The following is a 24,174-nucleotide window of genomic DNA, read 5'->3' as shown; positions in this document are numbered from 1 at the left end:
GGCTCCTCTCGGGCGTGCGCTGCGGGAAGCACCCCGAGTACCCGGGCAGCCGCACCCGACGCGCCCATGCGTGGAGGGCATGCTTCATACGGCTGACGCATGAGGCCGGGTAGGGTTGGCGGGGTGGGACTGTCCTTGGGAGAACGGGTGAGGTCGTCGGTGGCCGCGTTGATGCACGCGACGGGTGAGTCACAGGCGGACGTCGCCGTCGCGCTCGGCGTGAGCCAGGCGCAGGTGAGCCGCCGCCAGTCCGGCAGCGCCGCCTGGAGCCTGGCCGACTGCGACGCGCTCGCCGCGCACTTCGGCATCGACGTCCTCGACCTCCTCGCCGGACCCACCCGGGCCTGCGAGACCCTGCCCGTACGGAAGCGCCGCTCCGGTGGCCCGAGGGCGGTGGCCCGATGACGGACTTCGACGCGATCGACGCCCTGCTGGCCGGCGCCCGCCAGGAGGTGCCGCTGCCGCCGGTCGGCGTACGGCGCGCCCTGCGCGAAGGCCTCAACCTCTCCCGCGCCCAGGTGGCCCAGGCCCTCGGGGTGAGCCCCTCGACCGTGGGCGGCTGGGAGACCGGGCGGGACCCGAGCGGGGAGGTGCGCGAGAAGTACGCGTACTTCCTGGAGGGCGCCCAGGCCAAGCTGGCGGACCGGCCGGAGGAGAAGGCGGCCGAGGAGGGCGCAGAGCCCGCGACCGCCGAGGCCGAGACGGATGAGTCCGACGAGGTCGAGGCCCTCGCCGCGCCGCAGCCCTGCGTGCTGTGCGGGGCCCCGGCCCACCACCAGGTCGCCGGGTTCCCGCAGCACCTGGACCCGGCCGACTGCGGTACGACGACACCGGCGGCGCCCGCTCCGGAACCCGGGCCGGAGAAAAAGCCGCCCCGCACCGCCGAGCCCGCTCACGCCCCCGAGCCCGTTCACGCCGCCAAGCCCGCTCAAGCGGTCGAGCCCGCTCACATCGCCAAGCCCGCTCAAGCGGCCAAGCCCGCTCACGCCGTCAAACCCGTCCGCGTCGTCCCCGTAGGACGCCGTATGCAGGCCGCCGGCTCCCAGGAACCCGACCTCATCGCCTCCGCGGTCGCCGCCGCCCTCGCCCAGCACGGCGGGGACCTGGAGGCCGCGACCGCGGCGCTGGTGAAGAAGGCGATCCCGGACGCCATGGCGCTGCTGGACGAGACCCGCAAGGGCGGCCGGTACGACGTCGTGGCGCACCCCTGGATCCCGGACATCCTGCGCAAGCAGACCGCCCGGGGCGCCGACCGCATCTGGGAGGCCCGCCCCAAGTGGGCCCGCACCGAACTCCCGCCGGGCCTGCACGAGGTGACCGCGCTCGACATCAACGGCGCCTATCTGTCCGCGCTCAAGACGCATCTGCCGATCGGTCAGCTGGAGCACTCCACCGGTTTCGACCACGACCGCCGCCGGGCGGGCGTCCATCTGATCACCCCGCCGGCCTGGGACCACGAGGCCGAGCTGCCGAACCCGATCGGCAACCGCGACGAGCCCGGCCCGCTCTGGGTCACGGAACCGACGTTGCGGCTGCTGCTGCGACTGTCGGGGCCGAAGTACGGGCTGTGCGACCCGCCGGAGATCCACGAGTCGTTCACCTCGGGCGCCACCGAGGGTCTGCTGGAGAAGTTCCGGGTCGCGCTGAAGGAGGCCCGGGACCGGGCGATCGCCGAGGACGACGACGTGACGCTGGAGTACGTGAAGGCGATGTACTCCAAGTTCGTCTCCACGATGGGGGAGTCGAACTACAACCGGGAGCTGTACCGCCCCGACTGGATGCACCTCATCCGCTCGCAGGCCTTCGCCAACCTCTGGATGAAGGCGCTCAAGGCCCACGAGGAGGGCCTGACGGTCGTGCGCGCCATGGGCACCGACGAGCTGCACGTCATCGGTGACTGGCGGCGGGTCTTCCCGGAGGGCCGCGGGGTCTCCGAGGTGAAGGTCAAGGACACGTACACCGTCGGCGAGGATCCCGACCCCGCGGCCGCGGGGGAGGACGACTGAGGCTGTCTAGGCGAAGGCGTTCACGCCGGTCAGTTCCGCCGACAGCTCCCACAGGCGGGCCGCCTGCTCCGGGTCGGTCGCCCAGGCCTTGACGCCGCTCGTCTCGCCGTCGACGGCGGGCTCGGCGATGTCGCAGTCCTCCAGGTAGACCCCGCCCATGCCGTCCAGCTGCGGCGACGTCGCCGCCCACACCTGGGTGGCCGCCCCCTGCTGCGGGGTCTTGAAGGAGCCGGGGTTGAGGAGGGTGCCGTCCTCGTCGATCCAGCCGCGCTCGATCATCTCCTCCTTGGGGATGTGGCGCTGGAGCGGGGTGTGGATGCCGCCGGGGTGGAGGGAGAAGGCGCGTACGCCCTGACCGGCGCCGAGCTTGTCGAGGTGGACGGCGAACAGGACGTTCGCGGTCTTCGCCTGCCCGTACGCCTCCCACTTGTCGTAGCCCTGCCGCCAGTGGACGTCGTCCCAGCGCATCCCGGAGAAGTGGTGGGCGCGCGAGGACACCGAGACCACGCGGGCGCCGCCGGGCGCGATCGCCGGCCACAGCCGGTTGACCAGGGCGAAGTGGCCGAGGTGGTTGGTGGCGAACTGGGCTTCCCAGCCGGGGCCGACCCGGGTCTCGGGGCAGGCCATGATCCCCGCGTTGTCGATCATCAGGTCGATGGAGCGGCCGGAGGTGAGGAAGCGCTCGGCGAAGGCGCGGACGCTGTCCAGGTCGCCGAGGTCGAGGGTGTCCACCTCGACGCCGTCGATGCCCGCCAGCGCCTCACGGGCGGTGTCGGGGCGGCGGGCCGGGACGACCACGCGGGCGCCCGCCTTGGTGAGCGCACGGGTGGTCTCCAGGCCGAGTCCCGAGTAGCCGCCCGTGACGATGGCGAGCTTCCCGGAGAGGTCGATGCCGGCGAGGACGTCGTCGGCCGTGCTGTGGGCGTCGTATCCCGAACCGATCTTGTGCTGTGCAGTGCTCATGCCCGGAACGCTACGAATTGGAGTGCGCTCGAAGTCAAGCGCGCGCCGGGCCGGTACGGCCGGCGGACAAGAGGAAGCCCCGACCGGACGGGGGAATCACGGTCGGGGCGGTCTGTGGTGGGCACGGACGGCGGTCGCCTCTCGGCGAAAGGCTCCACAGGGCTTCAGCCGAACGATCGTCCCTGTGGGCAAAAGGTGAGGCCCGGGGACACTGTCCCGTCCGTACCCACGTGTGGTTCAACGGGCAACCACCCTTGCGTGTTCCCCGGGCTGTCGCGTTATGGCGTGAGGTGCGTCACTCGCCGGACGCGAGCCAGGCGAACGGGCTGTCCGCGAGCGAGGAGAGCAGGTCGGCGGGGTCGTCGTAGACCGCCTCCGCGCCCGCCCCGACGAGGTCGGCGCGCGGGATGCCGCCGCACAGCACGCCCACGCAGCGCACCCCGGCCCGGCTGCCCGCCTTCATGTCCCACACCGTGTCGCCCACGAACACCGCCCGCTCGGCGGGGACGCCCGCCAGTTCCAGGGCGTGCTCGACGGGCTCCGGCGCCGGTTTGCCCTCGGTGACGTCGTCGGCGCTGGCGGTCGCCTTGATCGCGTCGTCCGCGCCGATCGCCCGGCGCAGCGCGGACAGCTCCGCACCGCCCGCCGACGTCGCGAGCACCACCGTCCAGCCCTCGTGGTCCAGCCGCCGCAGCAGCCGTCCGGCGTCCCGCAGCGGGGGCAGCCGGTCGAAGTACTGCCCGTAAAGGGCCTTGTGCGCGGCGCTGAGCTGCTCGTCCTCGTCCTTGTCGCGGTCGTCGCCGAGCAGGTGCGCGATCAGGTCCTCGGAGCCGAGCCCCACCGCGCGGTGCACGGCGTGCATCGGCACCCGGTGTCCCGCCTGGCGGAAGGCCTCCCACCAGGTCGTCACATGCAGATGGTTGGTGTCGACGAGTGTGCCGTCGACGTCGAACACGGCAGCCCGTTCCATGCGCCCCGTCCTTTCCTTGCCTCACCGCACGGGTACCACCTCAGGAGCCGGTCACTCGGGACGGCGTCCGGCGCTCCCCGGTCCAGGTGAGCAGTTCCTCCAGCGACCACGTGGTGATCACCCGTTCGGGGGGCACCTCGCACTCCTCGGCGCGGGCGCAGCCGAGGATCTGCCAGTCGAGCTGGCCGGGCGCGTGCGCGTCGGTGTCGATCGAGAAGAGCGTGCCTGCGGCCACGGCCCGGCGCAGCAGCCGCCGGGGCGGGTCGAGCCGCTCGGGCCGGCTGTTGATCTCCACCGCCGTGCCGGACTCCGCGCACGCGGCGAACACCTCGTCCGCGTCGAACTCCGACTCCGGCCGCCCGCGCCCGGTGACCAGCCGCCCGGTGCAGTGTCCGAGGACGTCGGCGTGCGGATTGCGTACGGCGGCCACCATGCGGCGGGTCATCGAGCGGGCGTCCATGCGCAGCTTGGAGTGCACGGAGACCACGACCAGGTCGAGCCGCTCCAGCAGCTCCTCCTCCTGGTCGAGCGAGCCGTCGTCGAGGATGTCGCACTCGATGCCGGTGAGCAGCCGGAACGGCGCCCAGGTCGTGTTGAGCTCCGCCACCACGTCCAGCTGCTCGCGCAGCCGCTCGGGGGAGAGGCCGCGGGCCACGGTGAGGCGCGGAGAATGGTCGGTGAGCACGGCCCACTCGTGGCCCAGCTCCGCCGCCGTCCGGCCCATCTCCTCGATCGGGCTGCCCCCGTCCGACCAGTCGGAGTGGAGATGGCAGTCGCCGCGCAGCAGGGCCCGCAGGCCCTCGCCGCCCCGGGTGGCGGGCCGTTTCGCCGCCTCGTCCTCCAGCTTCCGCAGATATCCCGGCACCTGCCCGGCCAGCGCCTCGACCGCCACCTGTGCGGTCTTCGGACCGACGCCCTTCAGCGTCTCCAGCGTCCCGGCGGCCGCCCGCTCGCGCAGCTCGGCCTCCGGCAGGCCGGCCAGCACCCGGGCGGCCGTACGGAAGGCGCGCACCCGGTAGGTGGGCGCGAGGGACCGCTCCAGCAGGAAGGCGATCCGGTCGAGTGCCTGCACCGGCTCCATGCCACCACCTCCGCGGCGTCCCCTTCAGGGTTCCCCTGTCCGGAATGCGTTCTACGCTCTATTGCATGACCGAAGTCGCGAGCCCGCACATCTCCCACCCGCGGATCATGGTGCTCGGGGTGCAGCCCGGAACGCCGCCGTTCCGCATCGTGGAGATCGACGGAGAAGTGGTCGGTGAGGCGAAGACCGTCACCGACGTCCTGGAGGCCGCCGCCGCGTTCGGCATCACGGTCCACGACCTGGACGACCCGGACGTGGTCCGCTGGGTGGGCGGCGACAAGTTCACCTGGACCCGGCACTAGGGCCGGTCAGCCGGCCGTTGGGGAAGGTCAGCCGACCGTCCATTTCTGGTTGGCGCCGCCCGTGCAGGTCCAGATCTGCAGCCGGGTGCCGTTGGCCGAGCTGCTGCCGGTCACGTCCAGGCACTTGTCGGCCTGCGGGTTGACGATGTCGTGCGCGGCGGTGACGGTCCAGCGCTGGGCGGCGGTGCCGTTGCAGTCGTAGAGCTGCACGGCGGTCCCGTCCGCGGTGCCGCCGCCCGTCACGTCCAGGCACTTGCCGAGCGCCCGGAGCGTGCCGTCGGTGCCGGCGGTCCACTGCTGGGCGGCGGTGCCGTTGCAGTCGTAGAGCTGTACGGGGGTGCCGTTCGCGGGGTTGGCGCCGGCGACGTCGACGCACTTGCCGGCGAGGCCCTTGATCGCGGCGCCGGTGGCGGTGTCGCCGGTGGTCACCGAGACGTGGTCCACCACGAGCTGCTGGGGGAAGACGGTGGAGCCGTCCGGGTCGCCGGGCCAGTAGCCGCCGACCGCGAGGTTCAGGATCAGGAAGAACGGCTTGTTGAAGACCCAGGTGCGGCCGCCGAGGTCGGCCGGGGTGCGCCGCTGGTAGACGGTGCCGTCGACCGACCAGGTGATCGAGTCCGGTGCCCAGTCGACGGCGAAGGTGTGGAAGGCGTCCGCGAAGGCCTGCCCGCCCGGGAGGCTGTAGGCCGCGCCGATGCCGCCGGAACCCGAGTAGCCGGGGCCGTGGATCGTACCGTGCACGGTGGAGGGTTCGAAGCCGACGTTCTCCATGACGTCGATCTCGCCGGAGTCCGGCCAGTTGACGGGGGTGCCGAGCATCCAGAACGCCGGCCACATGCCCTGCCCGCGCGGGATCTTCATGCGCGCCTCGACGTGCCCGTACTGCGCGGTGAACTTCCCCGAGGTGTTCAGCCGGGCCGAGGTGTACTGGCAGGTGCCGTACCAGCACTGGTAGTTGGCGGGGTTCTCGCGGCGGGCCGTGATGACCAGATGGCCCTGGCCGTCCAGGGCCGCGTTCCGGTTGCCGGCCGTGTAGTACTGCCGTTCGTGGTTGTTGACGTTGTCGCCGGTCTCGATCTGCCACTTCGAGGTGTCGACGGAAGCGCCGGCGGGGCCGTCGAAGGTGTCGGAGAAGACCACCGCCGCGGCTGCCGCTGCCGCGTCCGGCTGCCGGGTCTGGGCTTGCGCGGTGGCGGCGGAGCCGACGAGGACGGCTGACAGGGCGGCGAACAGGCACTTCCGGAGCAGGCGTGGGGCTGCCACGGCTCTCCCTTCCGTACGGCGGCTGATGCGCCGACTGAGGTGGGGGGTGAAGGCGTCGCCTCTTGATTTAAGGAGTGAGATAAGAGTCCGTCAATACCTTGGTACGGACCAGGAGTTGAGCGGGTGGTGCCCGGGTGCCGGGACACTTCGGCCGGCGCCGAAGCCTCCGGTTCCTAGGATCGCCCCATGGAAGGCCTCGGAGAGATACTCGCCGTCCTCGCCGCGGGTGTCGGCGCCGGTGCCGTCAACGCCGCCGTCGGGTCGGGCACGCTCATCAGCTTCCCGGTGCTGCTCGCGACCGGCCTGCCCCCGGTGACCGCCACCGTGTCCAACGCGCTCGGCCTGGTCCCCGGCTCGATCAGCGCCGCCGTCGGATACCGCAGGGAACTCGCGGGGCAGCGAGGCCGGGTGCTCAAGTGGAGCGCCGGCGCGGTGCTCGGCGGACTGACGGGGGCCGCGCTGCTGCTGGTTCTGCCGGCCGCGGCGTTCGAGACGATCGTGCCCGTGCTGGTGGGCCTCGCGCTCGTGCTCGTCGCTTTCCAGCCGTTGATCGGCCGACGGCTCCGCGAGCGCCGCGCCCGCACCGGCCCGGCCGCCGTGCCTGCCGACGGCGGCCCGGCGCTGCTCGTCGGGCTGACCCTGGCGAGCGTCTACGGCGGCTACTTCTCCGCCGCCCAGGGCATCATCTACGTCTCCCTGATGGGCCTGCGCCTCGACGAGAGCCTGCAACGCCTCAACGCCGTCAAGAACGTCCTCGTCGCCCTGGTGAACACCGTCGCCGCGGCCTTCTTCCTCTTCGCCGCCGACTTCGACTGGACGGCCGTCGCGCTGCTCGCGGTCGGGTCCGCCGCCGGCGGGCAGATCGGCGCCGCGGCGGGCCGGAGACTGCCCGCCGCGGTCCTGCGCACCCTCATCGTGGTCGTCGGCACCGTGGCCATCGTCCAGTTGTCGACGCGCTGACCCTCAGCGGTGCACCGCCCGGCTCAGCCGCCGCCCCAGCAGCAGATAGCCGATCAGCGCACCCGTGGTGTTCAGGATGACGTCGTCGATGTCGAAGGCCCGCCCCGTGATCAGCGCGCCCTGCGCGAACTCCACCAGCAGCATCACGACGGCCGTCAGCAGCAGCACCCGCAGCACCCCGCGCGTCCGCGGCGCGAGGATCGGCACCAGCACGCCGAACGGCACCCCCAGCAGCAGGTTGCCGCCGATCTGCTTGACGGCGTCCCGCAGTTCGGGCTGGTCGAGATAGGCCCGCAGGGACCGGCCCGGGTGCAGATTGGTGTGGGTCAGCGCCTCCGACGCGGGCGACGGCTCCAGCGTCAGCCGGGCCAGCACCACCGCGAACGCGACCATGAAGGCGAACGCGGCCACCATCGCCACCACCCGGCGGACGACCGCCAAGGGACTGCGCCGCGGCTTCGCGGCGGGCTCGGGTTTATCGGGTTTATCGGGCTTGTCGGACCTGGCGGTGCGCAGGCGGAACGCGGAACGCGGACGTAGCGCTGCTCGGGCCATGCGATCCTCCAGACTTCAACTTCCCTGCGTCGTAAGGCGATTACCCCCGAACCCGCCGAGAATGCGGGGCCGCCCCGTCCGCTCAAGAGCGCCCGCGGTTTCCCTTCGTACGGGCGGGGCACTCCGGGCTGAGACCCGCGCGCGCCGCCGCCACCCGCCCCCGGGACGGTGTTTGGATGGCGCGCAAGCCGTGCCGGCAGGTCCCGAGGAGGTGGCGCATGAACCGGCGCACGACGCTCCTCATCGCCGCCGAGGCCCTCGCCTGGTGGTGCGCGCTCGCCGCCCTGTGGCTGGTCCTCATCAGCATGGTGGACACCCTCGAACTCGTGGTCGGTGCGAGCGCCGCAGGTGTGGCGGCGCTCGCGGCCACCGCCGCCCGGCGGGTGGTGAGCGCCCGGTGAACGGCTGGATCCTCGCCGCGACCGTCGCGCTCGGCGCGGGCCTGGGCACCGTCGTGTGGGGCGTCGCCACCGGCCCGCTGCGCCGCCGGGTGGTCGCCCAGAACATGTCGACCGCACTGGTCTGCCCGGCCCTCCTGCTGCTCTCCCAGGGGTACACCCGGCCGTCGTACGTCGATCTCGCCCTGGTGCTCGCGCTGCTCGGCCCCGTCGGCACCCTCGTCTTCGCCCGGCTGCTCGCCGACGAACTGGCCGACGACCCGCCCCGCGCCTGGGGCGTCACCTGGGTCGTCGCCGGGTTCGGCGCCGTGGTCGTCGGGGTCGTGTGCGCGGCCACCGGGCCGAGCCGGGCCATGGTGAAACTCCTCGTGATCGGAGCCCTGCTGATCGGCGGCAACGTCCTCGCCTCCCGCGCGCTGTCCGGCGGATTCCCCGGGGCCGGCCGTGGCTGACGCCGTGATCGTCGTCGTCCTCCTGCTGGTCGGCGCCACCGCCACCACGGCCGTCGCGGTCCGCGACCCGGAGCGCCAGGCGCTCGTGCTGTCCGTCCTCGGCGTCGTCCTCGCCGTGCTGTTCACCGTGCTCCAGGCACCCGACGTGGGTCTGTCGCAGCTCGCCGTGGGCTCCGCGCTCACCCCGCTGTTGCTGCTGCTGACGGTCCGCAAGGTCAGACGGCGCGCCCGCGGCAAGGGGCACCCGGAGTGAGCCGGCGCGCCCGGCTGTGGCTCGTGGCCGTCGGCGGCGGCGCTCTCGCCGCGCTGCTCGTGGCCGCGTGCCTCGACCTGCCGGCCTTCGGCGGCGACCGGCACCCGTACGGCGACCGGGCCGTGCGCGCATCCCTCGCCCGGCACACGGCCAACACCATCGCCTCCATCAACTTCGACCAGCGGGCCTTCGACACCCTCGGCGAGACGACCATCCTGTTCGCGGCCGTCCTCGGCTGTGTGGTCCTGCTGCGCCAGACCCGCGACGAGCACCGCGCCCGCCCCGAACCCGAGCCGGTGGCCCGCCCGGTCCGCCGCTACGCCCTCGCCGTGCTCCCTCTTGCCCTGCTCACCGGCCTCTACGTCGTCGCCCACGGCCAGCTCAGCCCCGGCGGCGGCTTCCAGGGCGGCGTCGTCGCCGCGACCTCCCTGCACCTGCTCTACCTGGGCGCCGACTACCGCGCCCTGGAACGCATCCGCCCGGTCGGCCTCTACGAGGTCGGCGACGCGCTCGCCGTCTCCGCCTACCTCGTCACCGGCATCGCGGGCCTGATCGGCGGCACCGCCTTCCTCGCCAACACGCTGCTGCCGTATGGAACCTTCAACACCCTCTCCTCCGGCGGCACCGTCCCGCTGCTGAACGCCGCCGTCGGCATGGAGGTCGCCTGCGCGGTCGTGGTGCTGCTCGCCCGCTTCCTGGACCAGGCCGTCGAGATCGAGGAGGGGACGTGATGGGCGTCCTGCCGTACCTCGTCGCCGCGTGGATCTTCCTGGCCGGCTGCTACGGCCTCGCCACCAGCCGCAATCTGATCCACGCCGTCGGCTGTCTGTCCGTGTGCCAGTCCGCCACCTACGTGCTGCTGCTGGCCGTCGGCTACCGCGACGACGCGACCGCGCCGGTCTTCTCCGACCTGAAGCCCGGCTCCCGGCCGGTCGTCGACCCCGTCGTCCAGGCGCTGACCCTCACCGACGTCGTGGTCGGCGCCACCGTCACCGCGCTGCTGCTCGCGCTCGTCGTCCAGGTCTCCAAGCGGCACGGCACGGTCGACCCCGACGAACTCTCGGAGCTGCGCGGCTGATGAACGACCTGCTGCCGCTGCTCGTCGCCGTCCCCCTCTGCGGGGCCGCGCTGCTGGTCGCCGGGGGCCGCCGGCTGCCCCGTGTCGTCGCCGAGTCCACCGGCTGCGCGGTGTCGGCGGGCACGGCCGCCCTCGCGATCGTGCTGCTGCTCGACTCCTCGCCGCCCATGGTCGAGTGGGCCGGCGGCTGGGTGCCCGTGAACGGCGAGAGCGTCGGCATCGTCCTGGTCGGCGACGGGCCCGGGCTCGGCATGGCCGCGCTCGCCTCGCTGCTGACGCTCGCGGCACTCGCGTACTCCTGGCACTACTTCGACGAACCGCCGCGCCGGCACGCGGGCTCGTTCCCGGCGCTGATGCTGCTCTTCCAGGCCGGCATGTGCGGCTTCGCGCTCGCGGGCGACCTGTTCAACGCCTTCGTGTGGTTCGAGCTGATGAGCGTGTGCGCCTACGCCCTCACCGGCCACCGGGTGGAGGAGGCCAAGGCGGTGCAGGGCGCCCTCACCTTCGCCGTCATCACCTCGCTGGGCGGGTACGCCCTGCTGATGGGCCTCGGACTGCTGTACGCCCGTACCGGCGAGCTGGCGCTGACCCAGATCGGGCGGGGCCTCGACGCGCACGGTCCGCCCGACGCGCTCGTCCTCGGTGCCTTCGTCCTCGTCCTCACCGCGCTGCTGGTGAAGGCCGCCGCCGTCCCCTTCCACTTCTGGCTGCCCGACGCCCACGCCGTCGCCCCCACCCCGGTGTGCATGGTGCTGTCCGGCGTGATGGTCGAACTCGGCGCCTACGGCGTCTGGCGGGTCTACACCACCGTGTTCTCCGGGCCCGGTGGCGTCCCGGCCGCCGACCTGCACCGGCTGCTCGTCGTGCTCGGCGTGCTGACCGCCGCGGTCGGCGCCGTCATGTGCTGGTACCAGCGCCACATCAAACGCCTGCTCGCCTACTCGACCGTCGCCCACACCGGCCTGTTCCTCATCGGCATCGGCCTCCTCAAGCCCGAGGCCGACGACGGGGTCGCCCTGTACCTGCTCGGCCACGCCGGCGTGAAGGCCGCCCTGTTCGCCTGCACCGGCATCCTCCTCGACCGCTACGGCAGCGTCGACGAACACGCCCTGCACGGCAGGGCACGCCGACTGCGCGGTGTCGCCGTGCTGTTCACCCTGGGCGGCCTCGGACTCGCCGGACTGCCGCCCTTCGGCACGGCACTCGGCAAGGCCGTCACCGAGGAGGCCGCGGGCGGCCCCCTCACCGTGCTCTACGTCGCCGTCAGCGCCGTCACGGCCGGTGCCGTCCTGCGCGTCGCCGCCCGTGTGTTCCTCGGGCTCGGGCCCAGGCCGTCCGACGACGGCGGCTACGAGACGACCGGCTCCGGCGAGGATCCCGAGACCGGGCAACGGCTGCGCCGGGTCCCCGGCACGATGACGGTGGTCCCGGCACTGCTGCTCGCCGGGTCGCTCACGGTCGGCGTGGCACCCGGCTTCGGTGACGTGGTCGCCCACGCCGTGAACGAAGCCGGGTCCGGTGGGGTCGTGGTGGCCCCGGTGCACTGGACGCCGCCCGGTGTCCTGCTGGGGATCACCTCGACGCTGCTGGCCCTGGGCCTCGCCGCGGTGGCGGTCACCCGCCCGAAGCTGCTCGCCGCCCCGGGCTGGGCGCTGCCGCTGCGCCGGCTGCAGTCCGGGCACATCGGGGACTACGTGGCCTGGCTGCTGGTCGGCGCCGGACTGCTCGGGGCGCTGGCCCTGCCGGGAATCCTGACCTCCTGATCAGGCCTTGTAGGTGACCTTCACCTCCTTGAAGCCGAGCGAGCGCAGCAGGCCTTCGAGCATGTCCGTGGTGTTCTTCTCGGCGCGCCCGGTCAGCGCGCTTTCCTTCGCCGCGTCGCGGATGTGCTTGACCGCGAGCTTCTGCACGGCCTGCTCGCTGTTGGGGTTGTCCGAGAACAGATCGCCCAGCCGGTCCAGCAGACCCCGCTGCTTCGACACCGCGTAGGAGCGGTCGGCGTCGAGGGCGGGCTTGCCGAGCTGGGCGTGCGGCAGCACCAGCGTGGCGGACGTCCGGTCGTCGTTGACCTTCACGTCGTTCTCGCCCACCTTGCCGAGGTCCACGAAGGCGTCGACGGTGCCCGCCCCGACGTACAGGGTGCGGCTGCCGCGGATCGCGTCGGGCAGGTACTTGGCGTCCTTCTCCAGGTCCACGACGACCTGGAAGTTGCCGGAGGCGGCGTCGTAGCGGCTGATGTCCTGGATGGACTGGAGCAGAGCGGGCCCCGAACGGTCGTGGGTCTCGGTGCCGAACAGGTCCTTGAGGCCCGGGAGCAGGCTGAAGCGGATACCGGCGAAGAACACGACGAGCACCAGAACGACGGCACTCACCAGCTTCGCCCAGCCGGGCATGCGTTTGGACATGCGCCTGATGGGAGTCACGCGCCTAGTGGGAGTCGTGCTCCTAGTGGGAGTCGTCATGCGACGGCCCTCCTTCCTCCTTCAACGAATGCCCCCCAAAGCCCTTGGCAGACCGGGGCGTTGGCCGATTGGCGCCCTGACGGGAGCGCGGGCGGCGCACTAGCGTGGAAGGCCGCTTCCGAACGGCGCTTCTGGAGAACCGGATGAGTGCGGAGAGCGCGTCCCGGCCCCTGTGCCCCATGCATCGCATCAGCCTTCCCGAGTCCGGACCGCCCCGGCTCCTCACCCTCGCCAGCGGCACCCCGGTGTGGCTCGTGACCCGGTACGCCGAGGTGCGGCAGGTGCTCATGGACCCCCGGTTCGACCGGCGGTCGCTGCACGCGGAGGACGCCCCGCCGCTGCTCGTCGTGCCGAACCTGCTCGACGACCCCGACGGGCTGCTCAACCAGGACGGCCCCGCCCACCAGCGGCTGCGCGGCACCGTCCAGCGGGCGTTCACCCCGCGGGCCATCGCCCGCTGGCGGCCCTGGGTGGCCTCCGTGGTGGCCTCGCTGCTCGACGACTTCGCGGCCCGGCCGCAACCCGCCGACATCATCGGGGGGTTCACCCGGCCGCTGCCCGTGTCCGTGATCTGCCGGCTCATGGGGCTCGACCACCTGGACCGCGACCGCATCCGCCACTGGGCCGGCCACGCCCTGTCCGGCGGCGCCCACACGGCCGAGGAGGTCGTGGCGGCGATGACGGAGTTCGGTGTCTTCGCCGCCGGACTGATCGCCGAGCGGCGCAAGGAACCGGGCGACGACCTGGTCAGCGGCCTGGTCGCAGCCGGTGACGAACTGGGCATCGAGGAACGGCAGTTGATCACCCTCACGCTGGGCCTGGTGGTGGCCGGGCACGAGACCACCATGAGCGCCCTCGGCAACGCCGTCGTCTACCTCCTCACCGACGGGCGCGACGGCTGGCCGCTGCTCGCCCGCGACGAGGAGGCCGCGGCGACCGCGGCCGAGCAGCTGCTGCGCACCGTGCCGCTCAGTGAGGGGCGGGTGCTGCCCGGTCTGATCCGGCGCGCGGTCGCGGACGTCGAGGTCGGCGGAGTGCTGATCCCCGTGGGCGCTGTGGTCGCCGTCCAGACCAACGCCGCAGGCCGTGACCCCGACGTCTTCCCGCCGGGGCCGCCCGATCTGTCCGCGCCCCTCACCTCACCGACCATCGCCTTCGGCGCCGGACCCCACCACTGCCTCGGCGCCTGGCTGGCCCGCCTGGAACTCGAACTCGCCCTGCACCACCTCGCCGCCCGCTTCCCGCAGCTGCGGGCCGAGTTCACGCCGGAGACGATCGAGTGGCGGGTGGGACAGATGACCCGCAGTCCGCTGCGGCTGCCCGTGTCGTGGTGACGACGCCGGTCAGTGCGCGCGCAGTTCACGGTCGCCGGACGTGCGGGACCACCACACCCCCTCCCCGTGCGTGAGCCCCGGCAGCCGCAGTTCCATCGCGCGCACCCGCCGGGCCGGCAGCTCTCCCGTGATCACCCACGCCGTGCCGCCGCCGGTCGTGCCGGTGAACTCCGCTCCCAGGGAGGCGAGATGGGCGGTCACCGGCGCCAGCGCGTCGAGCGGGATCTCCGTCTCGAAGGCGTGGTACGGCTCGTAGAGCCGCGTCCGTGCCCGCTGCAGGGCGCGGCGCAGCACGTACGGGGTGAGCCCGCGGAAGTCACCGGCCGTGCTGAGCGGGGCGACGAAACCGGAGCGGATCAGGGTGACCCGGTAGTCCGTCACGGCCGCGCCGCTCAGCCCGGTGCGCATGCTCGTGTGCACGGTGTCCTCGACGGCCTGGTGGAAGGCCCGGGGGAGGGCGCCGAGTTCGGTCTCGTACGTGAACACCCCGCCGGAGCCGCGCTCGCCCGGCTCCACGCGCAGCCCGATCGTCGCCCAGTGGCGGGTGCCGTCGAGCCAGGGGTTCTCCTCCCAGGCCTCGCCGACCCCGCGCGGGCGCTCCAGGAACCGCACCCGGCCCGGCGCGAAGTCCGCCTCGATGCCGAAGTCCTGGGCGAGGCCGGCCGCCAGCACCTCCATCTGGACCTCGCCGTACAGGAGCAGCGCGGTGCTGCCGTCGGCCGCCGGGCGGGCGTGGATCAGCGGGTCCTGGTCGGCCAGGGCGAGCAGCGCGGAGCGGAGCCGGGCCGCCTGGTCGGGGCGGCGGGCGGTGACCACGGTCTCCAGGGTCGGCGGCGCGAACTGGGGGTCCTGCTCGCCGAGTTCACCCAGCCGGTCGCCCACGCGGACGCCCGAGAGACCCGTCAGCGCCGCGATGTTCCCGGCGGTGAGGGGACCGCAGCCGCCGATGACGTCCAGGCGTGTCACCCGGCCGGAGACCTCGGCGGTCCGGCCGTCGGCGTCGCGCCGCAGCAGCGTCAGCCTTTGACGCTCGGTCACCTCACCGTCGTAGAGCCGGAGATAGGCCGTGCGTTCGCCGCCGGGGCCGGGCCGGACGGCGAACACCGTGCCGCGCGGCGGGCCGCCCACGGCTGTCGGTGCCGGCGGGACGTACCGCACGAGAGCGTCGACCAGGTCGCCGACGCCCTCGCCGCCGAGCGCGGAACCGAAGAGGACCGGGTGGAAGGAGCCGTCGGCGGTGTGTGCGGCGAGGGCCTTGTGCAGGTCGGCCGGGGTGGGTGCGGGGCCGTCGACGACCGCCGCGAGGATGTCCGGGTCCACGTCGGCGAGGGGTTCGGCCAGGGAGTCGAGCGGCAGTGTGGTCACGCGGGCCCGCGGGGTGCCGATGCCGCGGACCGTGGTGAGCGGCGCGATGTGCGGGGTCAGCCTGCGGCGGACGTCGTCGAGCAGGCTCTCCGCGCGGGCGCCCGCCCGGTCGACCTTGTTGACGAAGACGAGCGTGGGCAACCGCAGCCGGCGCAGGGTGCGCATCAGGACGCGGGTCTGCGCCTGGACACCCTCCACGGCGGAGAGCACCAGGACCGCGCCGTCCAGGACCGCCAGGGCGCGCTCGACCTCGGCGATGAAGTCGGAGTGCCCCGGGGTGTCGATGAGGTTGACCTGGGTGTCGCCGACCGTGAAGGCGGCGACGGCCGAGCGGATGGTGATGCCGCGCTGTCGCTCGATCACCCCGTCGTCCGTACGGGTGTCACCGGCGTCGACGCTGCCGAGCCGGTCGATCGCGCCGTGGTCGAACAGCAGCCGCTCGGTGAGGCTGGTCTTACCGGCGTCGACGTGGGCCAGAATTCCGATGTTCAGGGTGTGCATGCTGAGTTGAGTCCTCGAGAACCGTGGGCCTGTGGAGGGGCTGGGGGATTCCGAGGAGTCGGCGCATGCGGGTCTTCCTGACGTGAGGGAACACGGACGGCTCCATCATGGCCGGGCGGTGCGGGCGCGGCGCAAGCGAATATCGCTGGTCACCGGCACTTCGCTGGTCAGTAGCATGAGGGACGGCAGCCCGAGATGATCATGCGAGGAGCGGATCGTGCGAGACATCGCCGTGTTCAGCGGTAGTGCCCACCCCGAGCTGGCGGCGGAGGTCTGCGCGCATCTCGGTGTGCCGCTCTGCCCCACGCGGGTCAGCCGGTTCGCCAACGACTGTCTGGAGGTGCAGCTCCAGGCCAACTGCCGGGAACGGGACGTCTTCCTGATCCAGCCGCTGGTCAGGCCCGTCCAGGAGCACCTCGTCGAGCTGCTGCTGATGTGCGACGCGGCCCGCGGCGCCTCGGCCCGCCGGATCACCGTGGTCATGCCGCACTATTCCTACGCCCGCTCCGACAAGAAGGACGCGCCCCGCATCTCGCTCGGCGGCCGCCTCGTCGCCGACCTGATGGTGTCGGCCGGCGCCAGCCGGGTGCTGGCCATGACCCTGCACTCGCCGCAGGTCCACGGCTTCTTCTCGGTCCCGGTCGACCACCTGCACGCGCTGCGGGAACTGGCCGCGCACTTCCAGCAGTACGACCTGACGCGCACCACCGTCGTCTCCCCGGACCTCGGCAACGCCAAGGAGGCCGCCGCCTTCGCCCGGCTCATCGGCGCGCAGGTCGCCGCCGGGGCCAAGCAGCGGTTCGCGGACGACCGGGTCAGCATCAGCGACGTCATCGGCGAGGTGACGGACCGGGACGTCATCGTCCTGGACGACGAGATCGCCAAGGGCAGCACCGTCCTCGAACTCCTCGACCGGCTGCGCGAGTTGAAGCCCCGCTCGATCCGGGTGGCCTGCACGCACGGCCTGTTCGCGGCCGGCGCGCTCAAGCGGATCGGCGAGCAGCCGGACGTGCTGGAGATCGTGTGCACCAACACCGTGCCGGTGCCCGAGGAGGAGCGCACCGACAAGCTGCGCATCCTGTCCATCGCCCCGGCGCTCGCCGAGGCCGTGCGGCGCATTCACAACGGCGAGTCCGTCAGCGCCCTGTTCGACGCGCGGCCGAGCGAATAGACAGGAGGGAGAGCCGGGTTCGGCCCGGCACCCGTCAGGTGACCTGGAGGCCCCAGTGGCGAAGGCGAAGTTCGAGCGGACCAAACCGCATGTGAACATCGGCACCATCGGGCACATCGACCACGGCAAGACCACGCTCACCGCGGCCATCACGAAGGTGCTGCACGACAGGTTTCCCGACCTGAACCCGTTCACGCCCTTCGACCAGATCGACAAGGCGCCCGAGGAGCGGCAGCGCGGCATCACCATCTCGATCGCCCACGTCGAGTACCAGACCGAGCGCCGGCACTACGCGCACGTCGACTGCCCCGGCCACGCCGACTACATCAAGAACATGATCACCGGCGCGGCCCAGATGGACGGCGCGATCCTCGTCGTCGCCGCCACCGACGGGCCGATGCCGCAGACCAAGGAACATGTCCTGCTGGCCCGACAGGTGGGCGTGCCGTACATCGTCGTCGCCCTCAACAAGACCGACATGGTGGACGACGAGGAGATCCTGGAGCTGGTGGAGCTGGAGGTGCGCGAGCTGCTCACCGAGTACGAGTTCCCCGGCGACGACGTGCCCGTGATCAAGGTGTCGGCGCTCAGGGCGCTGGAGGGCGACGAGCAGTGGACGCGGTCGGTGCTGGAGCTGCTCGACGCCGTCGACACGGCTGTGCCCGAGCCGCAGCGGGACGTGGACAAGCCGTTCCTGATGCCGATCGAGGACGTCTTCACCATCACCGGGCGCGGGACCGTCGTCACCGGCCGGATCGAGCGCGGTGTCCTGCACGTCAACAAGGAGGTCGAGATCATCGGCATCCACGAGACGAAGACCAGGACGACCGTCACCGGCATCGAGATGTTCCGCAAGCTCCTCGACGAGGGCCGGGCGGGCGAGAACGTGGGCCTGCTGCTGCGCGGCATCAAGCGCGACGACGTCGAACGCGGGCAGGTCGTCATCCAGCCGGGCTCGGTCACCCCGCACAAGGAGTTCGAGGCGCGCGCGTACATCCTGTCCAAGGACGAGGGCGGCCGGCACACGCCGTTCTTCGACAACTACCGCCCGCAGTTCTACTTCCGCACCACCGACGTCACCGGGGTGGTGACGCTGCCCAAGGGCACGGAGATGGTCATGCCGGGCGACAACACGACGATGAACGTGCAGCTGATCCAGCCCGTCGCCATGGAGGAGGGGCTGAAGTTCGCCATCCGTGAGGGTGGCCGGACCGTCGGCGCCGGTCAGGTCACCAGGATCCTCAAGTAGCAGCGGTCACAGCGACCCGGACGTGGCCTCGGACTGTCCCAGGGCCGCGTCCAGCGTCGCGTACGGCGGCAGTAATCGGTGCAGTCCGGTGACCTTCATGATGCGCAGGGTGAGGGGGTGCACACAGACCAGGTGCAGCTGCCCGTCGTGGTCGAGCACCCTGCTGCGGGCCCGGTAGAGCAGCCGGAGGCCGGAGCAGTCGAAGAACTCCACCTGCCGCAGGTCGATCACGACCCGGGAGTGCTCGCGCCCGGTCGCCCGGTCCAGGTGCGGGACGATCTCCAGGGCGGCCGCGATGTCGATCTCGCCGCGGAACTCCAGCACCGTGTGCCCCCGGTCCTCGCGGACGCGCAGGTGTCGACCGATCGGCGCAGGTTCCTGCTGCACGACGACATCGCCTCCAACCGGCCCTTCGAGCGACGGGGTGCAGGTCACCGGGGGCTGGGGTGACATCGTGCAGCGAGCGTACGAGCTGCCGCGGTGTCACCGCCCCCGGAGTGCGTTCAAGTTCTTTCCCCGCCCTGCAAGTTACCCTCGATGGAGTGAATTTGAGCATGTTCGATTGACATATGTCTGTGAATTGCGACCCAGTCTCAGGACAGGGCGTGCCACGCGCGGGACAGCGCCTGGCGGAACTGCTCGGTCTGGTGCCCGGTGAGGTCGCGGACCATCCGCTCCTCCAGCTCGCGGACCGGCTCCTCGTACTGCGCGAGCAGCTCGCGCCCGGCGTCGGTCAGCAGGATCAGCAGCTCCCGGCGATTGCGCGGATTGCGCTCCCGGCGCACCAGTCCGCGGTTCTCCAGTGACCGGACGAGATCGGCGATCGACTGGGCCGTCACGAACGAGTCCCGCGCCAGCTGCGCCGCCGAGAGCCCGTCGTGTCGCTCCAGGACGGTCAGCGCGGTGTACTGCAGTGCCGTGATCCCGGACGGCCTGACCAGCTCGTCGAGGTGGGACCGCACGACGAGTTCCACTTGTTTGACCATGTAGAGCAGGGACGGGGCCGTCTTGGCCGCCTGGGAGTCGAGCATGACTTCACCCTAGGGCATTGACAGGAAACCTGTCTGTAATGAGACTGCGGACATACCTGCGAACCAACAGGAATCCTGTTGGTTGAAATCTTGGCAATGAGGCTGAGGAGTGGTGATGACCACCTTCGAGATCGAACCCGGGCGGCTGTTCATCGGGGGACAGTGGCGCGAGGCCGCCGACGGGGCCCGCACCGAGGTGGTCGACCCGTCGCGGGGCGCGGTCGTCACCACCGTCGCCGAGGCGGGCGCCGCCGACGTGGACGCGGCCGTACGCGCCGCCCGCGAGGCCTACGACGACGGCTCCTGGTCGGGCCTCAGCGGCCGGGAGCGCGGCCGGGTGCTGCACCGCATCGCCGAGCTCATCCGGGAGAACGCCGACGACATCGCCCGTCTGGAGAGCCTCGACGTCGGCAAGCCGATCACGCTCGCCCATGCCGTCGACGTCACCAACGCGGCCAACGACTACGAGCACTTCGCCGCCCTCGCCCACTCCCTGCACGGCTCCCACCGCGACACCCCCCTGAACGCCCTCGCCTACACCCGGCGTGAGCCGCTCGGCGTGGTCGCCGCGATCACCCCGTTCAACTTCCCGCTGATCCTGGCCGGTTCGAAGATCGCCCCGGCGCTCGCGGCCGGCAACACGGTCGTGCACAAGCCCGCCGACGAGACCCCGCTCAGCGCGCTCTACATGGCCGAGCTGTTCCGGCGGGCCTGTGTCCCCGACGGCGTGGTCAACGTCGTCACCGGCACCGGGCCGGTCGCCGGTGAGGCCCTGCTGCGGCACAGCGGCGTCGACAAGATCGCCTTCACCGGCTCCACCGCGGTCGGCCGGCACGCCGCGAGCGTCGCCGGCGAGAACCTCAAGCCGGTCACCATGGAACTGGGCGGCAACGCGGCCCACCTCGTCTTCGAGGACGCCGACCTGGAGCAGGCCGTCGGCGCGGTCATCAAGGCCTTCGTCTTCAACTCCGGCCAGTTCTGCATGGGCGGCCCCCGGCTGCTGGTCGCCCGCTCGGTGTACAGCACCCTGCTCGGCATCCTCGAACAGGCCGTGCCCGGCGTGCCGTTGGGTGATCCGCGGCAGCCGGAGACGGTGGTCGGCCCGATGGCGGGGGAGAAGCACCTCAAGAAGGTCGAGGAATACGTCGAACTCGCCCGCAAGGAAGGCGGCCGCATCGTCTGCGGCGGTGAACGCCTCGACCTGGACGGCGGCTACTACTACAAGCCCACCGTCATCGCCGACCTCCCGAACGACTCCCGGGTGATCCAGGAGGAGATCTTCGGCCCGGTCCTCACCGTGCAGCCCTTCGACTCCGAGGACGAGGCCGTCCGCCTCGCCAACTCCACCCCGTACGGCCTGGCTTCGGGCATCCAGACCAGCAACCTCGCCCGCGCCCACCGCGTCGCCGACCGGCTCCAGGCGGGCATCGTCTGGGTCAACGACTGGGCCATGCTCGACCCCGCCGTCCCCTTCGGCGGCGTCAAGGACTCCGGCTTCGGCCGCGAGTACGGCCCCGAGGCGCTCGCCTCCTACACCAAGGTCAAGTCCGTCGTCGTCTCGCTCGGCTGAACCGCCCCGAACCGGCAGCAAAGAAAAGGGAGTCCGTACGATGTCCATCCCCACCCGTGCCGCGGTCGTCGAGTCCGGCGGGGCGCCCTTCACCCTCGCCGACGTCGAGCTCGACGAGCCGGGACCCCGTGAGGCGGTCGTCCGCATGGTGGCCACCGGGCTGTGCCACACCGACCTCGGCGTCGCGAGCGGCGGCCTGCCCTTCCCGCTGCCCGGGGTGCTCGGCCACGAAGGCGCCGGGGTCGTCGAGGCCGTGGGCCCGGCCGTCACCGGGGTCGTGCCGGGCGACCATGTCGTGCTGTCGTTCACGTCCTGCGGCGCCTGCCGCAACTGCGACGGCGGCCACCCCGCGTACTGCGCCACCTGGCTGCCGCTCAACCTCATCGGCGGCCGGCGGGCCGACGGCAGCAGCACCATCAGCCGGGGCGGCGAACCGCTGGGCGGCCACTTCTTCGGCCAGTCCTCGTTCGCCGAACGGGCGTTGGTGGACGAGCGCAGCCTCGTCAAGGTCGACCCTGAGGTGCCGCTGACGTCGATCGCCCCGCTGGGCTGCGGGGTGCAGACCGGCGTCGGCGCGGTCTGGAACGTACTGAAGCCGGTCACCGGCAGCACGGTCGTCGTCCTCGGCGCCGGAGCGGTGGGCCTCTCCGCGGTCATGGCCGCCGCCCTGACCCCCGCCACGACGATCGTCGCCGTCGACCGGGTCGGCGAACGCCTCACCCTGGCAAGGGAGCTGGGGGCGACCCATGTGGTGAACGCCGGTGACGAGGACCTCGGCAAGGCCCTCGCCGAGATCACCGGCGGCCAGGGTGCCGACGGGGTCGTCGAGACCACCGGCAACGTCGGTGTGCTCCGCCAGGGCGTGGACGCGCTCGGGGCCCGCGGCACCCTGGTCGTCGTCGGCGCCCCGCCGTTCGGCACCGAAGTCGCCCTGGACGTCAACGGGTTGCTCGGCGGCAAGAGGGTCGTCGGGCTGACCCTCGGCGACGCCGAGACGCAGTCCTTCATCCCCGCCCTGGTCCGGCTGGTGAAGGAGGGACGGCTCCCGCTGCACCGCCTGGTCAGCACGTACGCGTTCGCGGACATCGACCAGGCGGTGCGGGACATGGGAGCCGGCAAGGCGATCAAGCCGGTCCTGACTTTCTGACTCGGTCCGACTAGGTCCGACTCAGTCGACCGTGAGGACCAGCTTCCCCGTGGTCCGGCCGGTGTCGCCGAGGGCGTGCGCCTCGGCGGCGTCGGCCAGCGGGAAGGTGCCGGCGATGGTGGGGCGCAGCTTGCCCGTCTCGACCAGGTCCGCGATCGCCGCCATCCCGCTGTGCGAGGCGTCGACCAGCATGCGCAGCGCCCGGACGCCGAGCCGCTCGGCCTCCTCGAAGAACTCGTTCGAGCCGACCGGCAGGATCGACACCACGATGCCGCCCGGCCGCAGCACCCGCAGCGAGCGCACGGACGTGTCACCGCCGATGGTGTCCAGGACGACGTCGACGTCCTTGACCGCGTCGGTGAAGTCCGTCTCGCGGTAGTCGATCGTCTCGTCCACGCCCAGCCCGCGCAGGAACTCGTGCTTGCCCGCGCTCGCCGTGCCGATCACGTAGGCGCCCCGCGCCTTGGCGATCTGCGCGGCCACGTGCCCGACGCCGCCGGCCGCCGCGTGGACCAGCACCCGCTGGCCCGGCTGCACGTCGGCGTACTCCACCAGCGCCTGCCAGGCGGTCAGCGAGACCAGCGGCAGCGCGCCCGCCTCGGTGTGGTCGATCGAGGCCGGCTTGTGCGCGAACCAGCGGGCCGGACCGGTGACGTACTCGGCGTGCGACCCGTGGCCCCACGGGTACGACAGCATGCCGAACACCTCGTCGCCCGGCTTGAAGCGGGCGACGCCGATCCCGACCGCCTCGACCACGCCGGACACGTCCCAGCCCAGGACGAAGGGCGGCTCGCCCAGGAAGCCGCCGGTGGCGCGGTGCTTCCAGTCGGTGGGGTTGACCCCGGCGGCCCGGACCCGGACCAGTACCTCGTTCGTACGCGGCGCGGGCCGCTCCAGCTCCACTTCCTTGAGGACCTCGGGACCGCCGAGGGTGTCCTGGCTGATGGCTCGCATCGTCTTCACAGTGCTCATGGTCAACCAGCCTGCCGGGGCCCGCCTCCTCGGGAAATGGCATGATTGCCAACCTTCGATAGGATCGTGCCATGAGTGTCATGCGTGCACAGCGGCGGGTCGAACGCGTCGTGGTCCTGGCCCTGGAGGGCGTCTACCCCTTCGAGCTGGGCATCCCCAGCCGGATCTTCGGCGCCGCCGACGGGCACTACGAGGTGCTGACGTGCAGCGTCGACGGCCGGCCGGTGCGCAGCAACGCGGATTTCACGATCGGGGTCGAACACGGCCCGGAGATCCTCGCCACGGCCGACACCGTGGTGGTCGCCTCCATGGCTTCGGACCACATCCCCGTCGAGCTGCCCGCCGAGGTCGCCGCCGCGCTCGCCCTGATCCGCCCGGACGCCCGCATCGTGTCGATCTGCACGGCGGCCTTCGTGCTCGCGGCGGCGGGCCTCCTCAAGGGCCGCAGGGCCACCACGCACTGGCAGGTGACCGAGCCGTTCCGGCGGCTCCACCCGGACGTCGAGCTGGACCCGGACGTCCTGTTCGTCCACGACGGCCGCATCCTCACCTCGGCCGGCGCGGCCTCCGGCGTGGACGTCTGCCTGCACATCGTCCGCACCGACCACGGAAGCGAACTGGCCAACGCGGTGGCCCGGCGCTGTGTCGTGCCGCCGTTCCGCGACGGAGGGCAGGCGCAGTACATCGAACAGCCCGTGCCGGTGAGCGGGGCCACCAGCACCGCCGCCACCCGCGAGTGGGCCCTGACCCGCCTCGACGAGCCCCTCACCCTCACCGAGCTCGCCGCCCACGCCAGGATGAGCCTGCGTACCTTCGCCCGCCGCTTCCACGACGAGACCGGCCTCAGCCCCGGCCGCTGGCTGATCCAGCAGCGCGTGGCCCGCGCCCGGCACCTGCTGGAGTCCAGCGACCTGTCGGTGGACCAGATCGCCGGCGCGGTCGGCTTCGCCACCGGCGCCTCGCTGCGCCAGCATCTGCACGCGGCGATCGGGGTGTCGCCGCAGGCGTACCGGCGTACGTTCCAGGCGGCCCGCTGAACGTTTTCCCGCACTGCCGCGTCAGAGGAACGGAACGGCGACGGGTGAACAGGG

At 72.1% G+C, this 24,174-nt stretch carries 26 protein-coding genes; 16 read left to right on the top strand and 10 right to left on the bottom strand.

Annotation, left to right across the window (positions count from 1 at the left end):
• The first annotated feature begins 99 nt into the window (after positions 1-99).
• Positions 100-405 (top strand): helix-turn-helix transcriptional regulator, encoded by a 306-nt coding sequence (locus ACFUO4_RS04620; protein WP_079083292.1) that lies wholly within the window; start codon positions 100-102, stop codon positions 403-405.
• On the top strand, positions 402-2,006 hold the full coding sequence (locus ACFUO4_RS04615; protein ID WP_383479867.1) for a helix-turn-helix domain-containing protein: 1,605 nt from the start codon (positions 402-404) through the stop codon (positions 2,004-2,006). The genes ACFUO4_RS04620 and ACFUO4_RS04615 overlap by 4 nt, the downstream gene beginning before the upstream one ends.
• A gap of 6 nt (positions 2,007-2,012) precedes the next feature.
• Here the strand turns inward: ACFUO4_RS04615 and ACFUO4_RS04610 are convergent, their stop codons facing one another.
• From ACFUO4_RS04610 to ACFUO4_RS04600, 3 genes are all read right to left on the bottom strand, one after another.
• Complete coding sequence (locus ACFUO4_RS04610) at positions 2,013-2,969, bottom strand: SDR family NAD(P)-dependent oxidoreductase (RefSeq protein ID WP_383479865.1); 957 nt, start codon at positions 2,967-2,969, stop codon at positions 2,013-2,015.
• Between the two features lie 295 nt (positions 2,970-3,264).
• The gene (locus tag ACFUO4_RS04605) at positions 3,265-3,939 is read right to left on the bottom strand and encodes an HAD family hydrolase (RefSeq protein ID WP_383479863.1); all 675 of its coding nucleotides are present in this window, start codon (positions 3,937-3,939) and stop codon (positions 3,265-3,267) included.
• Positions 3,940-3,979: 40 nt separating this feature from the next.
• Positions 3,980-5,020 carry a PHP domain-containing protein gene (locus ACFUO4_RS04600; RefSeq protein WP_383479861.1) on the bottom strand — a complete coding sequence of 347 codons (1,041 nt, stop codon included), beginning with the start codon at positions 5,018-5,020 and terminating at the stop codon, positions 3,980-3,982.
• Positions 5,021-5,085: 65 nt separating this feature from the next.
• Here ACFUO4_RS04600 and ACFUO4_RS04595 point away from each other — a divergent pair, with 65 nt between their 5' ends.
• Positions 5,086-5,322 carry a hypothetical protein gene (locus ACFUO4_RS04595; RefSeq protein WP_383479859.1) on the top strand — a complete coding sequence of 79 codons (237 nt, stop codon included), beginning with the start codon at positions 5,086-5,088 and terminating at the stop codon, positions 5,320-5,322.
• A gap of 27 nt (positions 5,323-5,349) precedes the next feature.
• On the opposite strand, the gene ACFUO4_RS04590 is transcribed toward ACFUO4_RS04595, so the two are convergent.
• On the bottom strand, positions 5,350-6,585 hold the full coding sequence (locus ACFUO4_RS04590) for a ricin-type beta-trefoil lectin domain protein (protein WP_383479857.1): 1,236 nt from the start codon (positions 6,583-6,585) through the stop codon (positions 5,350-5,352).
• A gap of 186 nt (positions 6,586-6,771) precedes the next feature.
• Between ACFUO4_RS04590 and ACFUO4_RS04585 the strand changes: the two genes are divergently transcribed.
• Positions 6,772-7,545: a sulfite exporter TauE/SafE family protein gene (locus ACFUO4_RS04585; RefSeq protein ID WP_383479855.1), complete on the top strand. Its 774-nt coding sequence runs from the start codon at positions 6,772-6,774 to the stop codon at positions 7,543-7,545.
• Positions 7,546-7,548: 3 nt separating this feature from the next.
• On the opposite strand, the gene ACFUO4_RS04580 is transcribed toward ACFUO4_RS04585, so the two are convergent.
• Entirely contained in the window at positions 7,549-8,100 is a 552-nt protein-coding gene (locus ACFUO4_RS04580) for a VanZ family protein (protein WP_383479853.1), read from the bottom strand.
• A gap of 218 nt (positions 8,101-8,318) precedes the next feature.
• On the opposite strand from ACFUO4_RS04580, the gene ACFUO4_RS04575 reads away from it, so the two are divergent.
• Genes ACFUO4_RS04575 through ACFUO4_RS04550 form a run of 6 tightly spaced genes read left to right on the top strand, consistent with a single transcriptional unit; the run spans position 8,319 to position 12,044 of the window.
• Positions 8,319-8,501 carry a hypothetical protein gene (locus tag ACFUO4_RS04575; protein ID WP_383479851.1) on the top strand — a complete coding sequence of 61 codons (183 nt, stop codon included), beginning with the start codon at positions 8,319-8,321 and terminating at the stop codon, positions 8,499-8,501.
• On the top strand, positions 8,498-8,950 hold the full coding sequence (locus ACFUO4_RS04570; RefSeq protein ID WP_383479849.1) for a monovalent cation/H+ antiporter complex subunit F: 453 nt from the start codon (positions 8,498-8,500) through the stop codon (positions 8,948-8,950). The genes ACFUO4_RS04575 and ACFUO4_RS04570 overlap by 4 nt, the downstream gene beginning before the upstream one ends.
• On the top strand, positions 8,943-9,203 hold the full coding sequence (locus ACFUO4_RS04565) for a hydrogenase subunit MbhD domain-containing protein (RefSeq protein WP_383479847.1): 261 nt from the start codon (positions 8,943-8,945) through the stop codon (positions 9,201-9,203). The genes ACFUO4_RS04570 and ACFUO4_RS04565 overlap by 8 nt, the downstream gene beginning before the upstream one ends.
• Positions 9,200-9,934: a hydrogen gas-evolving membrane-bound hydrogenase subunit E gene (gene mbhE / locus ACFUO4_RS04560; RefSeq protein ID WP_383479845.1), complete on the top strand. Its 735-nt coding sequence runs from the start codon at positions 9,200-9,202 to the stop codon at positions 9,932-9,934. Before ACFUO4_RS04565 ends, mbhE begins: the two co-directional genes overlap by 4 nt.
• On the top strand, positions 9,934-10,281 hold the full coding sequence (locus tag ACFUO4_RS04555) for a sodium:proton antiporter (protein ID WP_383479843.1): 348 nt from the start codon (positions 9,934-9,936) through the stop codon (positions 10,279-10,281). The genes mbhE and ACFUO4_RS04555 overlap by 1 nt, the downstream gene beginning before the upstream one ends.
• Positions 10,281-12,044 (top strand): complex I subunit 5 family protein, encoded by a 1,764-nt coding sequence (locus tag ACFUO4_RS04550; protein ID WP_383479841.1) that lies wholly within the window; start codon positions 10,281-10,283, stop codon positions 12,042-12,044. The genes ACFUO4_RS04555 and ACFUO4_RS04550 overlap by 1 nt, the downstream gene beginning before the upstream one ends.
• On the opposite strand, the gene ACFUO4_RS04545 is transcribed toward ACFUO4_RS04550, so the two are convergent.
• The gene (locus tag ACFUO4_RS04545) at positions 12,045-12,686 is read right to left on the bottom strand and encodes a DUF4230 domain-containing protein (protein WP_383479839.1); all 642 of its coding nucleotides are present in this window, start codon (positions 12,684-12,686) and stop codon (positions 12,045-12,047) included.
• Between the two features lie 200 nt (positions 12,687-12,886).
• Here ACFUO4_RS04545 and ACFUO4_RS04540 point away from each other — a divergent pair, with 200 nt between their 5' ends.
• A complete protein-coding gene (locus tag ACFUO4_RS04540; protein ID WP_383479837.1) occupies positions 12,887-14,077 on the top strand; it encodes a cytochrome P450 in 1,191 nt (396 codons plus the stop codon).
• A 9-nt stretch (positions 14,078-14,086) separates the two neighbouring features.
• Here ACFUO4_RS04540 and otr(A) read toward each other — a convergent pair whose 3' ends face one another.
• Positions 14,087-15,943, bottom strand: coding sequence for a tetracycline resistance ribosomal protection protein Otr(A) (gene otr(A) / locus ACFUO4_RS04535; RefSeq protein ID WP_383479835.1), 1,857 nt, complete (start codon positions 15,941-15,943; stop codon positions 14,087-14,089).
• Between the two features lie 217 nt (positions 15,944-16,160).
• On the opposite strand from otr(A), the gene ACFUO4_RS04530 reads away from it, so the two are divergent.
• Positions 16,161-17,114: a ribose-phosphate diphosphokinase gene (locus ACFUO4_RS04530; RefSeq protein WP_383479833.1), complete on the top strand. Its 954-nt coding sequence runs from the start codon at positions 16,161-16,163 to the stop codon at positions 17,112-17,114.
• A gap of 55 nt (positions 17,115-17,169) precedes the next feature.
• Positions 17,170-18,363 (top strand): elongation factor Tu, encoded by a 1,194-nt coding sequence (tuf, locus tag ACFUO4_RS04525; protein ID WP_383479831.1) that lies wholly within the window; start codon positions 17,170-17,172, stop codon positions 18,361-18,363.
• Positions 18,364-18,369: 6 nt separating this feature from the next.
• Here tuf and ACFUO4_RS04520 read toward each other — a convergent pair whose 3' ends face one another.
• A complete protein-coding gene (locus tag ACFUO4_RS04520; protein WP_383479829.1) occupies positions 18,370-18,750 on the bottom strand; it encodes an anti-sigma factor antagonist in 381 nt (126 codons plus the stop codon).
• A gap of 206 nt (positions 18,751-18,956) precedes the next feature.
• On the bottom strand, positions 18,957-19,394 hold the full coding sequence (locus ACFUO4_RS04515) for a MarR family winged helix-turn-helix transcriptional regulator (protein WP_383479827.1): 438 nt from the start codon (positions 19,392-19,394) through the stop codon (positions 18,957-18,959).
• A gap of 115 nt (positions 19,395-19,509) precedes the next feature.
• Between ACFUO4_RS04515 and ACFUO4_RS04510 the strand changes: the two genes are divergently transcribed.
• Entirely contained in the window at positions 19,510-20,964 is a 1,455-nt protein-coding gene (locus ACFUO4_RS04510) for an aldehyde dehydrogenase family protein (RefSeq protein WP_383479825.1), read from the top strand.
• Positions 20,965-21,004: 40 nt separating this feature from the next.
• The gene (locus ACFUO4_RS04505) at positions 21,005-22,111 is read left to right on the top strand and encodes an NAD(P)-dependent alcohol dehydrogenase (protein WP_383479823.1); all 1,107 of its coding nucleotides are present in this window, start codon (positions 21,005-21,007) and stop codon (positions 22,109-22,111) included.
• Between the two features lie 21 nt (positions 22,112-22,132).
• Here ACFUO4_RS04505 and ACFUO4_RS04500 read toward each other — a convergent pair whose 3' ends face one another.
• Complete coding sequence (locus tag ACFUO4_RS04500; RefSeq protein ID WP_383479821.1) at positions 22,133-23,083, bottom strand: NADP-dependent oxidoreductase; 951 nt, start codon at positions 23,081-23,083, stop codon at positions 22,133-22,135.
• An 80-nt stretch (positions 23,084-23,163) separates the two neighbouring features.
• On the opposite strand from ACFUO4_RS04500, the gene ACFUO4_RS04495 reads away from it, so the two are divergent.
• On the top strand, positions 23,164-24,120 hold the full coding sequence (locus ACFUO4_RS04495; protein ID WP_383482286.1) for a GlxA family transcriptional regulator: 957 nt from the start codon (positions 23,164-23,166) through the stop codon (positions 24,118-24,120).
• Positions 24,121-24,174: the final 54 nt, after the last annotated feature.

The sequence above is a fragment of the Streptomyces sp. NPDC057280 genome (genome assembly GCF_042668605.1).
Lineage (GTDB): Bacteria > Actinomycetota > Actinomycetes > Streptomycetales > Streptomycetaceae > Streptomyces.
Note: the sequence above shows the minus strand (reverse complement) of the source record. Positions and strands in the feature narration are given on the sequence as shown.